11 protein-coding genes and 3 rRNA genes are annotated in these 20,884 nt (G+C 67.4%); 6 read left to right on the forward strand and 8 right to left on the reverse strand.

What is annotated here, in order from left to right; translation table 11 throughout:
- Positions 1–10: 10 nt before the first annotated feature.
- The 4 genes from KI385_RS18285 to KI385_RS18300 are packed head-to-tail and all read left to right on the forward strand — an operon-like array spanning position 11 to position 4,177.
- On the forward strand, positions 11–682 hold the full coding sequence (locus KI385_RS18285) for a DUF4129 domain-containing protein (RefSeq protein WP_238577737.1): 672 nt from the start codon (positions 11–13) through the stop codon (positions 680–682).
- Positions 682–1,911: a DUF4350 domain-containing protein gene (locus tag KI385_RS18290; protein ID WP_238573248.1), complete on the forward strand. Its 1,230-nt coding sequence runs from the start codon at positions 682–684 to the stop codon at positions 1,909–1,911. The genes KI385_RS18285 and KI385_RS18290 overlap by 1 nt, the downstream gene beginning before the upstream one ends.
- A complete protein-coding gene (locus KI385_RS18295) occupies positions 1,892–2,857 on the forward strand; it encodes an AAA family ATPase (RefSeq protein WP_238573249.1) in 966 nt (321 codons plus the stop codon). Before KI385_RS18290 ends, KI385_RS18295 begins: the two co-directional genes overlap by 20 nt.
- Before the next feature lie 9 nt (positions 2,858–2,866).
- Positions 2,867–4,177: a DUF58 domain-containing protein gene (locus KI385_RS18300; RefSeq protein WP_238573250.1), complete on the forward strand. Its 1,311-nt coding sequence runs from the start codon at positions 2,867–2,869 to the stop codon at positions 4,175–4,177.
- Between the two features lie 504 nt (positions 4,178–4,681).
- Here the strand turns inward: KI385_RS18300 and rrf are convergent.
- From rrf to KI385_RS18320, 4 genes are all read right to left on the reverse strand, one after another.
- Positions 4,682–4,798: ribosomal RNA gene (gene rrf, locus KI385_RS18305) — 5S ribosomal RNA — on the reverse strand.
- 74 nt (positions 4,799–4,872) lie between these two features.
- Positions 4,873–7,994: ribosomal RNA gene (locus KI385_RS18310) — 23S ribosomal RNA — on the reverse strand.
- Positions 7,995–8,298: 304 nt separating this feature from the next.
- Positions 8,299–9,825: ribosomal RNA gene (locus tag KI385_RS18315) — 16S ribosomal RNA — on the reverse strand.
- The 16S, 23S and 5S rRNA genes sit together here, the layout of an rRNA operon.
- 740 nt (positions 9,826–10,565) lie before the next feature.
- Positions 10,566–11,573, reverse strand: a complete 1,008-nt coding sequence (locus tag KI385_RS18320; RefSeq protein WP_238573251.1) for a stage II sporulation protein M — start codon at positions 11,571–11,573, stop codon at positions 10,566–10,568.
- A 142-nt stretch (positions 11,574–11,715) separates the two neighbouring features.
- Between KI385_RS18320 and KI385_RS18325 the strand changes: the two genes are divergently transcribed.
- Positions 11,716–12,846, forward strand: coding sequence for an RDD family protein (locus tag KI385_RS18325; RefSeq protein ID WP_238573252.1), 1,131 nt, complete (start codon positions 11,716–11,718; stop codon positions 12,844–12,846).
- Between the two features lie 346 nt (positions 12,847–13,192).
- Here KI385_RS18325 and KI385_RS18330 read toward each other — a convergent pair whose 3' ends face one another.
- Positions 13,193–13,807 carry a hypothetical protein gene (locus KI385_RS18330; RefSeq protein WP_238573253.1) on the reverse strand — a complete coding sequence of 205 codons (615 nt, stop codon included), beginning with the start codon at positions 13,805–13,807 and terminating at the stop codon, positions 13,193–13,195.
- A gap of 175 nt (positions 13,808–13,982) precedes the next feature.
- Positions 13,983–15,440, reverse strand: coding sequence for an adenosylhomocysteinase (gene ahcY, locus KI385_RS18335; RefSeq protein WP_238573254.1), 1,458 nt, complete (start codon positions 15,438–15,440; stop codon positions 13,983–13,985).
- Positions 15,441–15,980: 540 nt separating this feature from the next.
- Here ahcY and KI385_RS18340 point away from each other — a divergent pair.
- Positions 15,981–18,053, forward strand: coding sequence for a fructose-specific PTS transporter subunit EIIC (locus tag KI385_RS18340; protein ID WP_425357079.1), 2,073 nt, complete (start codon positions 15,981–15,983; stop codon positions 18,051–18,053).
- Between the two features lie 453 nt (positions 18,054–18,506).
- Here KI385_RS18340 and KI385_RS18345 read toward each other — a convergent pair whose 3' ends face one another.
- Together KI385_RS18345 and manA are read right to left on the reverse strand one after the other, a co-directional pair.
- The gene (locus KI385_RS18345) at positions 18,507–19,466 is read right to left on the reverse strand and encodes a cation diffusion facilitator family transporter (protein ID WP_238573255.1); all 960 of its coding nucleotides are present in this window, start codon (positions 19,464–19,466) and stop codon (positions 18,507–18,509) included.
- A 142-nt stretch (positions 19,467–19,608) separates the two neighbouring features.
- Positions 19,609–20,802, reverse strand: a complete 1,194-nt coding sequence (gene manA, locus KI385_RS18350) for a mannose-6-phosphate isomerase, class I (RefSeq protein WP_238573256.1) — start codon at positions 20,800–20,802, stop codon at positions 19,609–19,611.
- Positions 20,803–20,884: the final 82 nt, after the last annotated feature.

The following is a 20,884-nucleotide window of genomic DNA, read 5'->3' on the forward strand; positions in this document are numbered from 1 at the left end:
AGGGGGGAACATGGCCGCGCTCGGACGACTCATAGCGCGTGCCGACGACGACATACCGGTACGGACTCCTCGCCTCCCCGCCCGCGAGGCGGCCGAGCGCGAACTGTCCGATCCCCGGTACCACCAGCACGACCCCAACCCGCTCCAGCGAGCCCTCGATTGGCTCTGGGAACGCGTCGACGAACTCTTCCGCGCGGCCTCCGGCGCCACACCCGGCGGCTGGATCGGGCTCCTGGCCATCGCCGCATTCGTCCTGCTGCTGGCCGTCGCGCTTCGCCTGCGGCTCGGCGCGGTGCGCCGCACTCCGACCACAGGCGGCGCACTCTTCGCCGACACCCCCCGCACCGCCGCCGAACACCGATCCGCAGCCGACCGGCACGCCGCCGAGGGCCGCTGGAACCAAGCGATCCAGGACCGCATGCGCGCCCTCGTCCTCGCCCTCGAAGAACGCGCCCTGCTCACCCCCGGCCCGGGCCGCACCGCCGACGAGGCCGCCACCGAAGCAGGCCGGACGCTCCCCCGGTACGCCGACCAACTGCGCACCGCCGCCCGCACCTTCGACGACGTCACATACGGCGGCCGCGCAGGTACGGAACAGGCGTACACCCTCCTGGCCCACCTCGACACCGACCTGCAGCAGGCCAAGCCCGACCTGGCCGCCACCCGGACCAGGAGCCGCTGATGACCACGGCCACTCCGGACACCCCTGCGCTCACCCCCACCGCTCGCCGGCTGTGGACCCGGTCCCGCGGACCGCTGCTCGCGCTCCTCCTGCTCGTCGTCAGCGGCGTGGTCCTCGCCGCCCTGCAGTCCGGCGAACAGCACGGCCGGCTCGACCCCCGCTCCGCCGACCGGGCCGGAAGCCGGGCAATCGCCCAACTCCTGGCCTCCCACGGCGTCTCCACGCACGTCGTGACCACCTCCGAGGAAGCCGCCGCCGCGGCCGGCCCCGACACCACCCTGCTCATCACCGATCCCGACGTGCTGACGCAAAATCAGCTGACGGGCCTGCACACCGCGACCGCACACACCCCCGGCCGCACCGTCCTGCTCGCCCCCGGCACCCCAGCCCTCGAACGCTTCGCACCCGGCGTCCTGATGGAACCCCCGGTCCGCATCTCCGCACGCCGGCCCGCCTGTTCCCTGCCCGACGCCCGCCGCGCGGGCAGCGCCCTCCTCGGCGGCCTCCGCTACACCCCGCCCACCGACAGCGCCGACCGTTGCTACCCCAGCGGCGGCCTGCCCACCCTGCTGCGCCTGCCGGCCCCCGAAGCCGGCCGCGACACCGTGCTCCTCGGCTCCCCCGACCTCCTCTACAACCACCACCTCGCCGAGCACGGCAACGCCTCGCTGGCCCTTCAACTCCTCGGTACGCACAAGCATCTGGTCTGGTACCTCCCCTCCGTGAGCGACCCGTCATCCGCCCATGACGACCAGCGCGGTTTCCTCGACCTGATCCCCTCCGGCTGGCGCTGGGCCTTGCTCCAACTCGCCTTCGCCGCCGTATTCGCAGCCCTCTGGCGTGCCCGCCGACTCGGCCCACTGGTGCCGGAAAGACTTCCCGTCACCGTCCCGGCCGCCGAGACCACCGAGGGTCACGCCCGCCTCTACGAGCAGGCCAACGCCCGCGACCGGGCTTCAGCCGTGCTGCGCTCCGCGACCCGCACCCGGCTCGCCCCCCTCCTCGGCGTGTCCCCCACTCACGCCCACACCCCTGACCTCCTACTCCCGGCCCTCCACACCCACTTGGCCTCCGACCCTGACGCCTCGACAGATCTCCACACCCTGCTCTTCGGCCCGGTTCCAACGGACGACAAGGCCTTGGTACGTCTGGCCGACCAACTCGACGAACTCGAATCCTCGATCGTTTCCCCAGAGAGGCACGCCCCCCGTGAGCACCCCGACCGCTGACAGCGCCCGAGCCTCCCTCGAGGACCTGCGCACCGAGATAGCCAAGGCCGTCGTAGGCCAGGACCCCGCCGTCACCGGCCTGGTCGTCGCACTCCTCTGCCGCGGTCATGTACTCCTCGAAGGTGCCCCCGGCGTCGCCAAGACCCTGCTCGTACGCGCCCTCTCGGCCGCCCTCGAACTCGACACCAAGCGCGTTCAGTTCACCCCCGACCTGATGCCGAGCGATGTCACCGGTTCACTGGTCTACGACGCCCGCAGCTCCGAGTTCTCCTTCCAGCCGGGCCCCGTCTTCACCAACCTCCTCCTCGCCGACGAGATCAACCGCACGCCTCCCAAGACCCAGGCGTCCCTGCTCGAAGCGATGGAAGAGCGTCAGGTGACCGTCGACGGCACACCCCGCCCCCTGCCGGAGCCATTTCTGGTTGCCGCCACGCAGAACCCCGTGGAATACGAGGGCACTTACCCGCTCCCCGAGGCCCAGCTCGACCGGTTCCTGCTGAAGCTGACGGTCCCGCTCCCCGCCCGCCACGACGAGATAGACATCCTCACCCGTCACGCGGCCGGCTTCAGCCCCCGCGATCTCAGCGCCGCAGGACTACGCCCCGTCGCCTCCACCGCCGACCTCGACGCGGCGCGAGACGCGGTCGCCAAGACCGCCGTCTCCCCCGAAGTCACCGGCTATATCGTCGATATCTGCCGAGCCACCCGCGAATCCCCCTCGCTCTCTCTCGGCGTCTCCCCCCGAGGCGCCACCGCCCTGCTCTCGACTTCACGCGCCTGGGCCTGGCTCACCGGCCGCGACTATGTCACCCCTGACGACGTCAAGGCCCTTGCTCTTCCCACGCTTCGTCATCGCATCCAGCTCCGCCCCGAAGCGGAGATGGAGGGAGTCACCGCAGACTCCGTGATCAACGCCGTACTCGCTCATCTCCCCGTCCCCCGCTGAGACGACACCGTGGCCCTCACCGGACGCACCGCCCTCATCTCCGCACTCGGAGCCCTCTTCGTCGGCTTCGTGCTGCCCAGCTGGCTCGGCGTCCTCGCCGTCCAACTCGCCTTGCTGATAGCAATCTTGTGCGATCTCGCGCTCGCCGCGCCAGTGCGAAAGCTCCACTTCACCCGAACCGGTGACACAACTGTTCGACTAACAGGCGAAGCCCACACACACCTCACCATCACCAACTCGAGCCGCCGAACGCTGCGTGCCCAGATCCGCGACGCCTGGCCCCCGAGCACCTTCCGCCCCGGCTCGGACATCCCCGCATCCCGTCACACCGCGCGCATCCCCGCCGCCGAACGCCGCCGCTTCACCACCACGCTCCACCCCACCCGCCGCGGCGACCACCACGCAGTCCGCGTCACCGTCCGCTCCTTCGGACCGCTCGGCCTGGCTGCCCGGCAGGGAAGTCACCACCTGCCGTGGACGCTGCGTGTGCTGCCGCCGTTCACCAGCCGCAAGCACCTCCCCGCCAAGCTCGCCCGCCTCCGCGAACTCGACGGCCGCACCAGCATCCTGACCCGCGGCGAAGGCACCGAATTCGACAGCCTCCGCGACTACGCCCCCGGCGACGACACCCGCTCCATCGACTGGCGCGCCACCGCCCGACGGCAGAACCTCGCCGTCCGCACCTGGCGCCCCGAACGCGACCGCCGCATCCTGCTCGTCCTGGAGACCGGCCGCACCTCAGCCGGCCGCGTCGGCGACATCCCCCGCCTGGACGCCTCCATGGACGCCGCCCTGCTGCTCGGCGCCCTCGCGGCCCGCGCCGGCGACCGCGTGGACCTGCTCGCCTACGACCGCCGCGTCCGCGCTTCCGTACAGGGCCGCGCCGCCCGCGATCTCCTCCCGGCCCTGACCGACGCCCTGGCACCCCTCGAATCCGAACTCGTCGAGGCGGACGCCCGCGGCCTGGCCGCCACCATCCACCGCCGCACCCCGCGCCGGTCCCTCATCGTGCTCTTCACCGGCCTGGACGCGGCCCCCGTGGAGGAGGCCCTCCTGCCCGTCCTCCCCAGCCTCACCCAACGCAACGAACTCATCGTCGCGGCCGTCGCCGACCCCCGCATCGAGGAAATGGCCGTCGGCCGCCACACCCCCCAGGCCGTCTACGCAGCAGCTGCCGCGGAGCAAACCCGCGCCGCCCGCCGCCGCACCGCGGACCGCCTCCGCCACCACGGCATCACCGTCATCGACTCCACCCCGGCCCACCTGGCCCCCAACCTGGCCGACGCCTACCTCACCCTGAAGGCCACTGGCCGGTTGTAACGGCCGCAATTCCCACCCACCCCGCTCAGAGACACGGGATGTAGGCGGGAAGTAGACGGGACGTGGACGTGTAGGGGACGCGTAGCAGGTTGGTTCCCAACGGCACCAGCCCTACAAGCCGCGCCGACCACCGCAGTCACCACCCCGCGACCCACCACCTGGCGCACATCCAACGGCGTCCTGGCCACCCTGGCCACCGCGCAACTGCCGGGACCATCAGCCCTCAACAGCAGCACCATTCTTCCGATCAGCGCCGCCCGCCTCATCCGTACGAACCCAGCGCCGCCGATAGAAAGCCCCGACCCCAGCAACCGCTACGCAACGCCCACCGCTGGTAGAACTTCGTCCGGCTGGCCGAGGGCTCGTTCTTCAAACGTCTCGTTCAGCACCCCAGCGCCCCATCCCGCCGGCCGGACCGGATCTCAGGTACAGGTGTTCCTTGTTCCTGGCCTCAAACGCAGAAAAGCCCCGCACCATAAGGTGCGGGGCTTCCCCACAATGATTGTTCGGCGGCGTCCTACTCTCCCACAGGGTCCCCCCTGCAGTACCATCGGCGCTGAAAGGCTTAGCTTCCGGGTTCGGAATGTAACCGGGCGTTTCCCTAACGCTATGACCACCGAAACACTATGAAGTTAACCAACCCGGCAAAGACACAGGTCATTACTTCAGAACCTACACAGTGGACGCGAGCAACTGAGGACAAGCCCTCGGCCTATTAGTACCAGTCAACTCCACACCTTACGGCGCTTCCATATCTGGCCTATCAACCCAGTCGTCTACTGGGAGCCTTAACCCCTCAAGGGGGTGGGAGCCCTCATCTCGAAGCAGGCTTCCCGCTTAGATGCTTTCAGCGGTTATCCTTTCCGAACGTAGCCAACCAGCCATGCCCTTGGCAGGACAACTGGCACACCAGAGGTTCGTCCGTCCCGGTCCTCTCGTACTAGGGACAGCCCTTCTCAAGACTCCTACGCGCACAGCGGATAGGGACCGAACTGTCTCACGACGTTCTAAACCCAGCTCGCGTACCGCTTTAATGGGCGAACAGCCCAACCCTTGGGACCGACTCCAGCCCCAGGATGCGACGAGCCGACATCGAGGTGCCAAACCATCCCGTCGATATGGACTCTTGGGGAAGATCAGCCTGTTATCCCCGGGGTACCTTTTATCCGTTGAGCGACGGCGCTTCCACAAGCCACCGCCGGATCACTAGTCCCTACTTTCGTACCTGCTCGACCCGTCAGTCTCACAGTCAAGCTCCCTTGTGCACTTACACTCAACACCTGATTGCCAACCAGGCTGAGGGAACCTTTGGGCGCCTCCGTTACTCTTTAGGAGGCAACCGCCCCAGTTAAACTACCCACCAGACACTGTCCCTGATCCGGATCACGGACCCAGGTTAGACATCCAGCACGACCAGAGTGGTATTTCAACAATGACTCCCCCTGAACTGGCGTCCAGAGTTCACAGTCTCCCACCTATCCTACACAAGCCGAACCGAACACCAATATCAAGCTATAGTAAAGGTCCCGGGGTCTTTCCGTCCTGCTGCGCGAAACGAGCATCTTTACTCGTAATGCAATTTCACCGGGCCTATGGTTGAGACAGTCGAGAAGTCGTTACGCCATTCGTGCAGGTCGGAACTTACCCGACAAGGAATTTCGCTACCTTAGGATGGTTATAGTTACCACCGCCGTTTACTGGCGCTTAAGTTCTCAGCTTCGCCAACCCGAAGATTGACTAACCGGTCCCCTTAACGTTCCAGCACCGGGCAGGCGTCAGTCCGTATACATCGCCTTACGGCTTCGCACGGACCTGTGTTTTTAGTAAACAGTCGCTTCTCGCTGGTCTCTGCGGCCACCCCCAGCTCAGAGAGCAAGTCTCATCACCGGAAATGGCCCCCCTTCTCCCGAAGTTACGGGGGCATTTTGCCGAGTTCCTTAACCATAGTTCACCCGAACGCCTCGGTATTCTCTACCTGACCACCTGAGTCGGTTTAGGGTACGGGCCGCCATGAAACTCGCTAGAGGCTTTTCTCGACAGCATAGGATCATCCACTTCACCACAATCGGCTCGGCATCAGGTCTCACCCTTAACGAGAGACGGATTTGCCTATCTCTCGGGCTACACCCTTACCCCGGGACAACCACCGCCCGGGCTGGACTACCTTCCTGCGTCACCCCATCGCTTACCTACTACAGATCCGGGTCACCGGCTCCACCACGTCCCTTTGTCCGAAGACTCCAGGCCGGCTTCACGGGCTTAGCATCGTCTGATTCGATATTGGGCGTTTCAAAGCGGGTACCGGAATATCAACCGGTTGTCCATCGACTACGCCTGTCGGCCTCGCCTTAGGTCCCGACTTACCCTGGGCAGATCAGCTTGACCCAGGAACCCTTAGTCAATCGGCGCACACGTTTCCCACGTGTGTATCGCTACTCATGCCTGCATTCTCACTCGTGAACCGTCCACAACTCGTTTCCACGGCTGCTTCACCCGGCACACGACGCTCCCCTACCCATCACAGCCTCCGTTAGGAGTATTGCTGCAATGACACGACTTCGGCGGTGTGCTTGAGCCCCGCTACATTGTCGGCGCGGAATCACTTGACCAGTGAGCTATTACGCACTCTTTCAAGGGTGGCTGCTTCTAAGCCAACCTCCTGGTTGTCTCTGCGACTCCACATCCTTTCCCACTTAGCACACGCTTAGGGGCCTTAGTCGATGCTCTGGGCTGTTTCCCTCTCGACCATGGAGCTTATCCCCCACAGTCTCACTGCCGCGCTCTCACTTACCGGCATTCGGAGTTTGGCTAAGGTCAGTAACCCGGTAGGGCCCATCGCCTATCCAGTGCTCTACCTCCGGCAAGAAACACACGACGCTGCACCTAAATGCATTTCGGGGAGAACCAGCTATCACGGAGTTTGATTGGCCTTTCACCCCTAACCACAGGTCATCCCCCAGGTTTTCAACCCTGGTGGGTTCGGTCCTCCACGAAGTCTTACCTCCGCTTCAACCTGCCCATGGCTAGATCACTCCGCTTCGGGTCTTGGGCACGCTACTCAACGCCCTATTCGGACTCGCTTTCGCTACGGCTTCCCCACACGGGTTAACCTCGCAACATACCGCAAACTCGCAGGCTCATTCTTCAAAAGGCACGCAGTCACGACGCACCGAGTAAACTCGATGCGCGACGCTCCCACGGCTTGTAGGCACACGGTTTCAGGTACTATTTCACTCCGCTCCCGCGGTACTTTTCACCATTCCCTCACGGTACTATCCGCTATCGGTCACCAGGGAATATTTAGGCTTAACGGGTGGTCCCGCCAGATTCACACGGGATTTCTCGGGCCCCGTGCTACTTGGGTGATTCTCAAACGAGCCGTCAATGTTTCAGCTACGGGGGTCTTACCCTCTACGCCGGACCTTTCGCATGTCCTTCGCCTACATCAACGGTTTCTGACTCGTCTCATCGCCGGCAGACGATGAAAGAGAACTCCCACGACCCCGCACTGGCAACCCCTGCCGGGTATCACACCAATACGGTTTAGCCTCATCCGGTTTCGCTCGCCACTACTCCCGGAATCACGGTTGTTTTCTCTTCCTGCGGGTACTGAGATGTTTCACTTCCCCGCGTTCCCTCCACACTGCCTATGTGTTCAGCAGCGGGTGACAGCCCATGACGACTGCCGGGTTTCCCCATTCGGACACCCCCGGATCAAAGCTTGGTTGACAGCTCCCCGGGGCCTATCGTGGCCTCCCACGTCCTTCATCGGTTCCTGGTGCCAAGGCATCCACCGTGCGCCCTTAAAAACTTGGCCACAGATGCTCGCGTCCACTGTGCAGTTCTCAAGCAACGACCAGCCACCCGTCACAACCCACCGAAGCAGATTTTCACCGGGGCCGGCATCGCGAAGGTTCAGACTCGAAAGCCCGCACCCTCAGATACCCAACAGCGTGCCCGACCCACTCAACCCCCAGATGCGTTCCACGCCGAAGCAGTACTAACGTCCAAGAATCAAGTGCGCCGAATAGTCAACGTTCCACCCATGAGCAACCAGCATCAGACATTCGCTGATGTACTGGCCTCTGACCAAGCCAGGCTTGGTAAGAAGTGCTCCTTAGAAAGGAGGTGATCCAGCCGCACCTTCCGGTACGGCTACCTTGTTACGACTTCGTCCCAATCGCCAGTCCCACCTTCGACGATTCCCTCCCACAAGGGGTTGGGCCACCGGCTTCGGGTGTTACCGACTTTCGTGACGTGACGGGCGGTGTGTACAAGGCCCGGGAACGTATTCACCGCAGCAATGCTGATCTGCGATTACTAGCAACTCCGACTTCATGGGGTCGAGTTGCAGACCCCAATCCGAACTGAGACCGGCTTTTTGAGATTCGCTCCACCTCGCGGTATCGCAGCTCATTGTACCGGCCATTGTAGCACGTGTGCAGCCCAAGACATAAGGGGCATGATGACTTGACGTCGTCCCCACCTTCCTCCGAGTTGACCCCGGCAGTCTCCTGTGAGTCCCCATCACCCCGAAGGGCATGCTGGCAACACAGAACAAGGGTTGCGCTCGTTGCGGGACTTAACCCAACATCTCACGACACGAGCTGACGACAGCCATGCACCACCTGTACACCGACCACAAGGGGGACCCTGTCTCCAGGGTTTTCCGGTGTATGTCAAGCCTTGGTAAGGTTCTTCGCGTTGCGTCGAATTAAGCCACATGCTCCGCTGCTTGTGCGGGCCCCCGTCAATTCCTTTGAGTTTTAGCCTTGCGGCCGTACTCCCCAGGCGGGGAACTTAATGCGTTAGCTGCGGCACGGACGACGTGGAATGTCGCCCACACCTAGTTCCCAACGTTTACGGCGTGGACTACCAGGGTATCTAATCCTGTTCGCTCCCCACGCTTTCGCTCCTCAGCGTCAGTATCGGCCCAGAGATCCGCCTTCGCCACCGGTGTTCCTCCTGATATCTGCGCATTTCACCGCTACACCAGGAATTCCGATCTCCCCTACCGAACTCTAGCCTGCCCGTATCGAATGCAGACCCGGGGTTAAGCCCCGGGCTTTCACATCCGACGTGACAAGCCGCCTACGAGCTCTTTACGCCCAATAATTCCGGACAACGCTTGCGCCCTACGTATTACCGCGGCTGCTGGCACGTAGTTAGCCGGCGCTTCTTCTGCAGGTACCGTCACTCTCGCTTCTTCCCTGCTGAAAGAGGTTTACAACCCGAAGGCCGTCATCCCTCACGCGGCGTCGCTGCATCAGGCTTTCGCCCATTGTGCAATATTCCCCACTGCTGCCTCCCGTAGGAGTCTGGGCCGTGTCTCAGTCCCAGTGTGGCCGGTCGCCCTCTCAGGCCGGCTACCCGTCGTCGCCTTGGTAGGCCATCACCCCACCAACAAGCTGATAGGCCGCGGGCTCATCCTTCACCGCCGGAGCTTTCCACACACAGACCATGCGGTCGTGTGTCATATCCGGTATTAGACCCCGTTTCCAGGGCTTGTCCCAGAGTGAAGGGCAGATTGCCCACGTGTTACTCACCCGTTCGCCACTAATCCACCCCGAAAGGCTTCATCGTTCGACTTGCATGTGTTAAGCACGCCGCCAGCGTTCGTCCTGAGCCAGGATCAAACTCTCCGTGAATGTTTACCCGTAATCGGGTGACACTCGCGTTGAGCGGAACGAGTGGGCGGAATAAGCCCTCTCGTTCACAGCGTCCTCGCTGTGTGTTGCCTACCGGCACATGGTGTCGATAGGACTTTCAAAGGAACCTCATCCGCCGGATGCTTCCGGCTGGACGGGGTATCAACATATCTGGCGTTGACTTTTGGCACGCTGTTGAGTTCTCAAGGAACGGACGCTTCCTTTGTGCCTGTCTCACCAGGCTCTCCGGGCGCTTCCCTTCGGTCTTGCGTTTCCGACTCTATCAGATCCTTGCGGCTCCGATTTTCGCCGGTGCGATTCGGCCTTTCGGCTTCTTCGCGGTTCCAACCTTACCAGATCCGTTTCCGTCTCCGGCCCCCTGTTGGAGCGGGGTTGGCCGTTCGGCTTTCGCTTTTCGGCCTTTCCGACTCTATCAGAACTTGTTCGTGCCGTTGCCGGCCCGAATTCGTTTCCGATTTCCCGTCGGAGGGGGTTTACCTTTTGGCTTTTCCGACTTTATCAGAAGGGATTCGGCCGAATTGATCGGCCGGGGCTTCCGGTAAGTGGTCGGTTGCGCCTCGCCGAATTGAAGTTCCGGCCGAAGCGGAAGAGATGCTAACCGTCGCTGATGAACTTGTCCAGTTCGTTGCAACCGTTCAAATCTACCTCCCCCGTCTGCCCGTGTCAACGGGTTTCTGGGACGAGGAGGAGATTAGCAGGTCAGCGAGGCTCTGCGCACATCAGGCGGCGGTCGGGAGGGTGGCGTCGCGGTCGCTGATGTCGACGTCGCCGGTCTCTCCGGCACGTACGGCGCGGCCGCCCAGGACGTAGACGTACAGGAGGAATGCCAGCTCGGCGGCTATGCCGATGCTGATGCGGGCCCAGGTGGGCAGGCCCGAAGGGGTGACGAAGCCTTCGAGGGCGCCGGAGACGAAGAGAACGGCGGCGAGTCCGATCGCCACGCCGAGGGCGGAGCGGCCTTCCTGCGCGAGGGCCGTACGGCGGGTGCGTGGGCCCGGGTCGATAAGGGTCCAGCCCAGGCGCAGGCCTATGCCGGCGGCGATGAAGACGGCGGTGAGTTCGAGGAGGCCGTGCGGAAGGATCAGGCCGAGAAAGGTGTCGAGGCGGCCCGCCGAGGACATCAGGCCGATGCCGACGCCCAGGTTGAGCATGTTCTGGAAGAGGATCCACAGGACCGGGAGGCCGAGGAAGGCGCCCAGGACGAGGCACAGGGCCACGGCCTGGGCGTTGTTCGTCCATACCTGGGCGGCGAAGGATGCGGCGGGGTGGCTGGAGTAGTACGTCTCGTACTGGCCGCCGGGGCGGGTCATGGCGCGGAGGTCTTCCGGGGCGCCGATCGCCGCCTGGACCTCGGGGTGTGCGGATATCCACCAGCCGATGAGGGCGGCGACCACGGTGGAGAGGATCGCGGTGGGGATCCACCAGTGGCGCAGGCGGTAGACCGCTGCCGGGAAGGCCGTGGTGAAGAAGCGGGCGGCATCGCGCCAGGAGGCCTTGCGGGCGCCGGTGACCGTGCTGCGGGCGCGGGCCACCAGGGAGGTGAGGCGGCTGGTCAGCGCGGGGTCGGGGGCGCTGGAGAGGACGAGGGAGAGGTGGGTGGTGGTGCGTTGGTAGAGGGCGACCAGTTCGTCGGCCTCGGCGCCGGTGAGGCTGTGCTTGCGGCGCAGCAGCGCGTCCAGGCGGTCCCATTCGGCGCCGTGTGCCGTGACGAAGACATCGAGATCCATACGGTGTCGCTCCTCGCAGCGCCGTGGGTGGGTGCCGGGTCAGCTTGGCAGACTGGCCGTGCCCGGCGTGGGGTGGGCAGGGCTTCGGAGGACGAGGCCTCGGGGCACGCGGCTTCGGGGTGCGAGAGGGAGTGGGCGCGGCGTGAGTGAGCTCGTAACGGGTGAAGCGGTGGTGCTGGGGCTGCGGCCGGCCAGGCTGCCGAGCCGGGGGCTGGCGGTGGCGGTCGATGTGGCCGTGGGCTGGAGCTGCTACCTCGCCATATCGATGCTGCTGCTGAGCGCGACGTCGTCGATGGACAGCGCGGCGGTGGCGGCCGTCTCGGTGGCGACGTTCGTGCTGGTGCAGGTCGGGATACCGATCGTGGTCGAGACGCTGAGCCATGGCCGGTCGCTGGGGAAGCTGCTCTGCGGGCTGCGGGTCGTACGGGAGGACGGCGGGCCGATCCGGTTCCGGCATGCGTTGGTGCGCGGGGCCATGGGGGCCATCGAGATCGTGCTGACGATGGGGGTGGTGGCGGCCATCGCCTCGTTGGTCTCGGCGCGGGGGCGTCGGGTGGGGGATGTGTTCGCGGGGACGCTGGTCATACGGGAGCGGATGCCCGTGGCCGAGGTGGGGGCGGCGCTGCCGCCTCCGTCTTCCTGGCTGGCGGCGGAGGCCGGGGCGTTGGATCTGTCCCGGGTGCCCGATGGGTGGTGGCTGGCGGTGCGGCAGTACCTGACGCGCATGGGGCAGCTGGATCCGCAGGTCGGTGGGGCGATGGCGGGGCGGCTGGCGGAGGACTTGCGGGGGTTCACCGGGGTGCCGGTGCCGGCGGGGGTGCATCCGGCGGAGTATCTGACGGCGGTGGTCGGGGAGCGGCAGGCACGGGAGTCGCGGAGGGCGTTCGGGGCGGCGGCCGCGGTGGCGGCGGCGACGCCTCCGGCGTGGGGCGATGCGTGGGGAGATGCCTCGGGCGATGGGGGCGGCCGGGAGCGGTGGGCCGGGGCGCCGTCGTTGTCGGGCGGGTCGGTGGGTGTGGCGGGGGATGTGGGGGATGTGGGGGACGTGGTGTCGTCCGGGCGTGGGGATGTGGCGACGGGCTCGACGTCGGCGGCGGGTGGGGCTTGGGCGCCGCCAGGGGGTGGGGGCGGGGCTCCGGGAGTTGGTGGCGGTGTTGCGGCCTATGGCGGTGCGGGGCTTTCCGGGGCGCCGGTTCGGGAGCGTGGGGCCGGTGAGGGTGGCGGGGGCGATGAGGGGCGGCCGCCGCGTACGGGGTTTGCGCCGCCGGTGTGAGGTGCGGGCGGGGTGCGGGGTAGGGGTGGGGCACGTCGTCAGCGTCGCGGTGGTCGGGCCAGAGGCTGCGGGCCGCGCGTAGAGGTGGGGGTTGTGTCGTCGGCCGCCAGCGGGTCCGGACGTTCGAGATCGGCCGCCGGGCGCGCCTGATGGGCCGGTGAGCCGATGGGCGGCGGGCCCGTGGGCTCAGTGCAACGTGCCAAGGGCGCGGGCGGACAGGCGGGAGGCAGGGCCCGGCCCTCTGGGCTTGTGTTCGTCCCTCGGTGTGGCGCTCTTCGCGGTTCTTGCTTTCCCGTCCGGCGGCCGCGGGCCCGGAACCGGTGGAGCGGAGTGGCACCGGCGCGCCTCAGGTGAAGGTCGACGGTGGGGATTCGAGGGATTCGAGTTCGATGCCGGGGGCGGAAAGGACGACGTCGCCGGTGATGTGGATGGTGTGCTGTTCGCCGGTCTCCAAATCGTTGACCTGGTATTCGTCGGCGATGAGCGGGGCGTTGTCAGTGGCGTGTGGTGTGCTCGACAGCAGGGCCCAGGACTGGTCGAGGGTGCGGGGGGCGAGGACGGGGGGTGTGAAGGCGACGAGGCGGGTGCGGATGGCGCCGGCGCCGAGGGTGGGGCGCAGCAGGCGAGCGGTGGCGATGAGGAAGGCGGGGGAAGCGCCGGTGAAGGCGTGGGCCGGGGCGTTGCCTTCGGTGGCGTGTTCGCCGGTCGGGTCGGTGCGGACCCAGGTGACGCCTTCCAGGGCGGCGCCGCGGACCTGCCAGGCGGAGGCGTGGAGTTCGAGGCGGATCGGGCGGCCGAGTTCGTCGAGGGTGAGGTCGACGGAGCCGGTGTGGTCGCCGGTGGGGCTGACGATCTGGGAGACGTAGCGCCAGCCGGAGGGGCCGGTGGCGCAGTGGAAGTGCTCCTCGCCGAGAGGGGTGTGATCGTGCGGGTCGTGGAGGGAGTAGTGGCCGCGGGGCATGGGGGTGCAGTCCTTCGGGCGGGCCGGTGAGGGGGCGATGGCGGGTCTGTGCGGGGTCCTTATGGGCCAGGCCCCCGCCGTGAGGGGCGGGGGCCTGGGTTCACCGGCTGCTGTGGGTGAGCACCGAGCACCAGCGGATCAGTGGTACGCGATCAGCTGGTGGTCGGGGGTCGGCTCAGTAGCGGTAGTGGTCGGGCTTGTAGGGGCCTTCGACCTGGACGCCGATGTAGGCGGCCTGCTCGGGGCGCAGCTCGGTGAGCTTGACGCCCAGCGCGTCGAGGTGGAGGCGGGCGACCTTCTCGTCGAGGTGCTTGGGGAGCACGTAGACGTCGGTCGGGTACTCCTCCGGCTTGGTGAACAGCTCGATCTGGGCCAGGGTCTGGTCCGCGAAGGAGTTGGACATCACGAAGGACGGGTGGCCGGTGGCGTTGCCCAGGTTGAGCAGGCGGCCCTCGGACAGCACGATCAGGACCTTGCCGTCGGGGTGGGTCCAGGTGTGGACCTGCGGCTTGACCTCGTCCTTGACGATGCCCGGGAGCTTGGCCAGGCCGGCCATGTCGATCTCGTTGTCGAAGTGGCCGATGTTGCCGACGATCGCCTGGTGCTTCATCCGCGCCATGTCGGACGCCAGGATGATGTCCTTGTTGCCCGTGGTGGTGATGAAGATGTCGGCGGTCTCGACGACCTCTTCGAGGGTGGTGACCTGGTAGCCGTCCATCGCGGCCTGCAGCGCGCAGATCGGGTCGATCTCGGTGACGATGACGCGGGCGCCCTGGCCACGGAGCGACTCCGCGCAGCCCTTGCCGACGTCGCCGTAGCCGCAGACCACGGCGGTCTTGCCGCCGATGAGGACGTCGGTGGCGCGGTTGATGCCGTCGATCAGGGAGTGGCGGCAGCCGTACTTGTTGTCGAACTTCGACTTGGTGACGGCGTCGTTCACGTTGATCGCCGGGAAGAGCAGGTCACCGTCGCGCTGCATCTCGTAGAGACGGTGCACACCGGTGGTGGTCTCCTCCGTGACACCACGGATCTCCGAGGCCAGGTTCGTCCACTTCTGCGGGGCCTCGCCGAGCGTGCGGGTGAGCAGCTCCAGGATGGCGCGGTGCTCGTCGCTCTCGGCGGTCTCGACCGAGGGGACCTTGCCGGCCTTCTCGTACTCGACGCCCTTGTGGACCAGGAGGGTGGCGTCACCACCGTCGTCGAGGATCATGTTGGGGCCGCCGGTGGGCGAGTTCGGCCAGGTCAGCGCCTGCTCCGTGCACCACCAGTACTCCTCCAGGGTCTCGCCCTTCCAGGCGAAGACCGGGACACCCTGCGGGGCGTCGGGGGTGCCGTTCGGGCCCACCGCGATGGCGGCCGCGGCGTGGTCCTGGGTGGAGAAGATGTTGCAGGACGCCCAGCGGACCTCGGCGCCCAGGGCGACCAGGGTCTCGATCAGGACGGCGGTCTGCACGGTCATGTGCAGGGACCCGGTGACCCGGGCGCCGGCCAGCGGCTGGGCGGCGGCGTACTCCTTGCGGATCGCCATCAGACCGGGCATCTCATGCTCGGCGAGGGTGATCTCCTTGCGGCCGAAGGCGGCGAGGGACAGGTCGGCGACCTTGAAGTCCTGGCCGGTGGCTGCTGTCGTCATGCGGGCTGCTCCTCGAGCGTCGAGGTGGATGGGCTGGCAGTCTGCGGCGCGGGCTGGGGTCCCCAGCCATAGCTGGGGTGAAGGAGCGTACGCGGAAGCGGATACACCTCTCCCCCGGCCGCAGCGCAGTCCGTCGGAGGCCCTCTCTCCCTCGGCCGGTCCGCGGGGCGGGCCGCCCGACCGCCATCAGCAGCGACGTCTGGCACTGGTCACGAATCTACACCGATCGGCCCAGCGACCCCAGCCCGGATGGGCCGATTCCGTGCGGTCCCGGCCAGGGAGAGGCGGCGGGACGGCCGGTGATGACCGGGGTCCGGCACGTCGGCGATCGAGGTCTTGGCTGCTCGGGGCTCCGGAGCCGGAGGGCTTTGCGCGCGCTGTCGCGTCATGCAGGATGCCTGCAGCGCGGGAACACTCGCACGGCCGCGCGCATGTTCGTTAGGCCGCGTGCACGTTCGTAAGGAGAGATACGTGACCACGAGTCCAGCCGATCCCCCCAAGGACGCGGGGACGGGCGGGCGCGGGCTGAAGCTGCTCGCAGTGACCGCCTGCCCGACCGGCATCGCCCACACCTACATGGCCGCGGAGAAGCTGGCGCAGGCCGCCCGGTCCCTCGGGCACGAGATGAAGGTGGAGACGCAGGGCTCCATCGGGGCTGAGAATGTACTGTCCGACAACGATGTCAGAGAGGCGGACGGCATCATCATCGCCGCGGACAAGGACGTCGACCGCGGTCGGTTCGTCGGCAAGAAGGTCCTGGCGGTCGGTGTCGCGGAGGGCATTCACCATCCGGAGCAGCTGATCGAGCGGGTGCAGAGCGCTCCGGTGTACGGCCGCGAGGAGGGCGACGGGGCCGGTGCGGCCCCGTCTTCCGGGGGCAGCGGTGGCGGCAAGGAGCGCAGCGTCGCGTACAAGGCGCTGATGAACGGCGTCAGTTACATGATCCCGTTCGTGGTGGTCGGCGGTCTGCTGATCGCGATCTCGCTGGCGCTGGGCGGGCACCCGCAGGCCGACGGCGGTCTGGTCATCCCCGACGGGTCGTTCTGGAAGCACGTCAATGACATCGGTGTCATCGGCTTCACGCTGATGGTGCCGATCCTGTCCGGCTATCTCGCGTACGCGATCGGCGACCGGCCGGCGCTGGTGCCGGGCATGATCGGCGGCTGGATCGCCAATACCGGTGCGCTGTACGACTCCAAGGCGGGCGCGGGCTTCATCGGCGCGATCGTCACCGGCTTCCTGGCCGGGTATCTGGTGCTGTGGATCAAGAAGGTCAAGGTCCCCAGGTTCGTCCGGCCGATCATGCCGATCATCGTGATCCCGATCGTGGCGACGACGGCGCTCGGGCTGTTCTTCATCTATGTCGTCGGCAAGCCCATCTCGTGGGTGTTCACGCATCTCACCGACTGGCTCGGCGGGATGACCGGGTCCAGTGCGATTCTGCTCGGCGCGATCCTCGGCCTGATGATCGCGTTCGACATGGGCGGTCCGGTCAACAAGACCGCGTTCCTGTTCGGGGCGGGGCTGATCGCGTCCGGCAACCAGACCGTGATGGGCATGTGTGCCGCGGCGATCCCGGTCATGCCGCTCGGTCAGGGGCTGGCCACGCTGATCCGCCGGCGCCTGTACTCCGAGCAGGAGCGGGAGACGGGCATGGCGGCGCTGTTCATGGGGCTCTTCGGGATCTCCGAGGGCGCGATCCCGTTCGCCGCGGCGCGGCCGGCGCAGGTCATCCCGGCGAACATGCTCGGTGGTGCGGTGGCCGGTGCCGTCGCGGGGATGGCCGGGGTGACGGACGCGGTGCCGCACGGCGGGCCGATCGTGGCCGTGCTGGGTGCGGTCGGCGGGGTGCCGGTCTTCTTCGTCGCCGTCGCCATCGGAACGGTGGTCACCGCGCTGGCCACGGTCACCTTGGTCGATATCTCGGAGCGCAGGAAGGGCGATGCCGCGGCGGCTCCCCTGAGCCCCGTGCCCGCGCCGGCCGGAGCCGGAGTCGGAGCCGTGGCCGTAGCCGGTGGAGCGGGTGCCGTCGCGAGCGCCGGTGCCGGTGCGGCGGGCGGTACGGCCACGGCCACCTTGGCCAAGGCTCCGGCGGCCGAGACCCGTACGGAGGAGAAGGCGCCCGTCGGGGACGAGGATCCCGCCGGGGACGAGGATCGGGTGCTGTCCGGCTATCTGACCGAGCAGACCGTCAAGACGCAGCTCGCCGCCGACGAGAAGGAAGCGGCGATCCGTGAGATGGCCGAGCTGGTGGCCGGCACCGGCAAGGTGGCGGACGTGGCGGAGCTGGTCCGGGTGGCGCTGGCGCGGGAGGCGCAGGGCACCACCGGGCTCGGTGAGGAGATCGCCATCCCGCACGCCAAGACGGATGCGGTGACCGCTCCGGTCGTCGGCTTCGCGCGGTCCGCGGACGGCATCGACTGGGGTTCGCTGGACGGCACGCTCGCCAAGCTGGTCTTCATGATCGCGGTACCGGAGGCGGCGGCCGGGGACGAGCATCTGCGCATCCTGGCGCTGCTGTCGCGGAAGCTGATGGACACCGACTTCCGGGCCCGGCTGCAGGGCGCGGAGGACAAGGCGGCGATTCTGCGCGCCCTCGGCGAGATCCACTAGGGCGTGGGCGAACACATCCCGTAAGGGATGCAAGCGCCCCCTTCGGGGCCACAACGCAGCGGTCTGGGGGCGGTATTCCTGTGGGGCCGGGGGCGGTATTCCTGTGGGGTCCCGGGGCGGTATTCCCGTGAGGGCCGGGGGCGGTATCCCCGTGGGGTCCCGGGGCGGTATTCCCGTGAGGGCCGGGGGCGGTATCCCCGTGGGGTCCCGGGGCGGTATCCCCGTGAGGGCCCGGGGCGGTATCCCCGTGAGGGCCGGGGGCGGCATTCCCGTGAGGTCCCCGGGGCGGCATTCCCGTGGCTCACGGCATGATCGACGGGCCGTGATCGACAGGCTCGGCGCCCCAGGCTCGGCGCCGCAGGCTTCGCCGTATGGCACAGGCCCCGCAACGCCGTATGGCAAAGGCCCCCGCACTCGCCAGGAGTGCGGGGGCCTGCTCGATCATGGGGCGGCTCAGTGCCCTTCCGGCGCCTTCGCCGCGTCGGTGCCGGCGGTGGCCGCGGCCTCGTCGTAGATGTCCGGCTCCAGGTAGATGACCCGGGCGATCGGCACGGCCTCGCGGATGCGGGCCTCGGCGGCGTTGATGGCCTCCGCGATCCGGGTGGCGGTGTCGTCGTGCCGGACCGCGATCTTGGCGGCGACCAGCAGCTCCTCGGGGCCGAGGTGGAGCGTGCGCATGTGGATGAGGCGGGTGACGACATCGCCGTCGACGACCGCGGCGCGGATCTTGGCGACCTGCTCGGGGCCGGCCGCCTCGCCCAGCAGCAGCGACTTGGTCTCGGCGGCCAGCACCAGCGCGATCACGACCAGCAGCGCGCCGATGCACATGGTGCCGATGCCGTCCCAGACGCCGTTGCCGGTGGCGAGGGTGAGGCCGACGCCGCCGAGCGCGAGGACCAGACCGACCAGCGCGCCGAAGTCCTCCAGCAGGACGACCGGCAGCTCGGGGGCCTTGGCGCGGCGTACGAACTGGGTCCAGGTCTGCTTGCCGCGCAGCTCGTTGGACTCCTTGATGGCCGTACGGAAGGAGAAGCCCTCGGCGATGATCGCGAAGATCAGGACACCGACCGGCCAGTACCAGTTGTCCAGCTTGTGCGGGTCGTGGATCTTCTCGTAGCCCTCGTAGAGCGCGAAGACGCCGCCGATGGTGAACAGGACGATGGAGACCAGGAAGCCGTAGATGTAGCGCTCGCGGCCGTAGCCGAAGGGGTGCTCCGCGGTCGCCGCGCGCTGGGCCTTCTTGCCGCCGAGCAGCAGCAGTCCCTGGTTGCCGGAGTCCGCGACGGAGTGCACGCCCTCGGCCAGCATCGAGGACGAGCCGCTGAAGGCGAAGGCCACGAACTTCGCTGCGGCGATCGCCAGGTTGGCGCCCAGCGCCGCAACGATCGCCTTTGTCCCGCCTGATGCGCTCATAAGTGCCGCATGTCCCTTCCGTCGGCGGAGCTCTACCGCTTTACCGCCCCTTTAATTACTGCTGGGCGGTCATTGTTGCAGCCCGGTGCCCGGCGGCCGCCATGAGGCCACCAGCCGGACAGGTTCCGGCGCCCTGAGGCGGCTAGGCAACGACCGTCGCGCGGAAGAGGGTGCCCTCTCCCGAGAGCGTGAGGTGCTCGCCGGCCCGTGCGAAGGCGGACTCGCCGGGTGCCAGGGTCAGCTCGGCATCGCCGCCCCGGAGTTGGACCGTGCCGGCCGTGCACAGCAGGATCTGCGGCGTACGGGAGACCAGCGGCCGCGGTGCGGCGCCGGGGGCCACCACGAAGCGGGAGAGCCGGAACTCGTCGATGGGGGTCTCGTAGATCTCCTCGCCGTCGACGTCCTCGGGGCGCAGCACGCCCGCGTCGCCGGCCTCGAAGCGGACCACCCGCAGGAGTTCCGGTACATCGACGTGCTTGGGGGTCAGACCGCAGCGCAGCACATTGTCGGAGTTGGCCATCAGCTCGACGCCGAGGCCGCTGATGTATGCGTGCGGGATGCCCGCGCCGAGGAACAGCGCCTCGCCGGGCTGGAGTTGGACGTGGTTGAGCAGCATGGCCGCGAGCACGCCGGGGTCGCCGGGGAAGTGGTGGGCGAGGACGGCGCAGGCGGCGTAGGCGGCGGCGTGCGGCCCGCCCTTGGCGGCCAGCTGGTCGGCGGCGACGGCGGTGCGCTCGACGGTCCCGGCGATCGCGTGGTGCTCGGCGCTCAGTACGGCGGTGAGCACCTCGCGCAGCGCGGCCTCCTCGGGGCTGGCGCGCAGGATGTCGACGTACGGCTTGAGGTCGTCGACGCCCAGGCCCTCCAGGAGGTCCGCGGCCTGCGCCGGGTGCCGGAAGCCGCACAGGCCGTCGAAGGGGGTGAGCGCGCAGATCAGCTCGGGCTTGTGGTTGGCGTCCTTGTAGTTGCGGTGGCCGGCGTCGATCGGGACACCGCGCCGCTCCTCGTCGGCGAAGCCCTCCTTGGCCTGTGCGAGGTCGGGGTGGACCTGGAGGGAGAGCGGCGAGCCGGCCGCGAGCAGCTTGAGGAGGAAGGGCAGCCGGGGGCCGAAGGCGCGGACGGTGTCGGGGCCCAGTTCGGTCTCGGGGTCGGCGTCGATCACCTCGGCCAGCGAGACGGGGCCGGAGCCGCGGTCGATGCGGGAGGGGGCGCCGGGGTGGGCGCCCATCCACATCTCGGCCTGCGGTTCGCCGGTCGGCGCGGTGCCGAGGAGCTCCGGGATGGCGGTGACGGAGCCCCAGGCGTAGGGGCGCACGGTGTTGACGAGGCGGTCCATCGGGCTGCTGCTTCCTGACGTTCGTACGACTGCGTGTCTGTGGGTGACGCTGCGGGCCCGCGGACCGCGGGCCGACCGTCAA

The organism is Streptomyces inhibens (genome assembly GCF_022221585.1).
GTDB lineage: Bacteria > Actinomycetota > Actinomycetes > Streptomycetales > Streptomycetaceae > Streptomyces > Streptomyces inhibens.

What these genes read in the sequence shown, in the direction of transcription:
- ahcY (WP_238573254.1), bottom strand. Translation starts at nt 15,440, where the DNA reads ATGACGACAGCAGCCACCGGCCAGGACTTCAAGGTCGCCGACCTGTCC.
- KI385_RS18285 (WP_238577737.1), top strand. Translation starts at nt 11, where the DNA reads ATGGCCGCGCTCGGACGACTCATAGCGCGTGCCGACGACGACATACCG.
- KI385_RS18320 (WP_238573251.1), bottom strand. Translation starts at nt 11,573, where the DNA reads ATGGATCTCGATGTCTTCGTCACGGCACACGGCGCCGAATGGGACCGC.
- KI385_RS18330 (WP_238573253.1), bottom strand. Translation starts at nt 13,807, where the DNA reads ATGCCCCGCGGCCACTACTCCCTCCACGACCCGCACGATCACACCCCT.
- manA (WP_238573256.1), bottom strand. Translation starts at nt 20,802, where the DNA reads ATGGACCGCCTCGTCAACACCGTGCGCCCCTACGCCTGGGGCTCCGTC.
- KI385_RS18290 (WP_238573248.1), top strand. Translation starts at nt 682, where the DNA reads ATGACCACGGCCACTCCGGACACCCCTGCGCTCACCCCCACCGCTCGC.
- KI385_RS18345 (WP_238573255.1), bottom strand. Translation starts at nt 19,466, where the DNA reads ATGAGCGCATCAGGCGGGACAAAGGCGATCGTTGCGGCGCTGGGCGCC.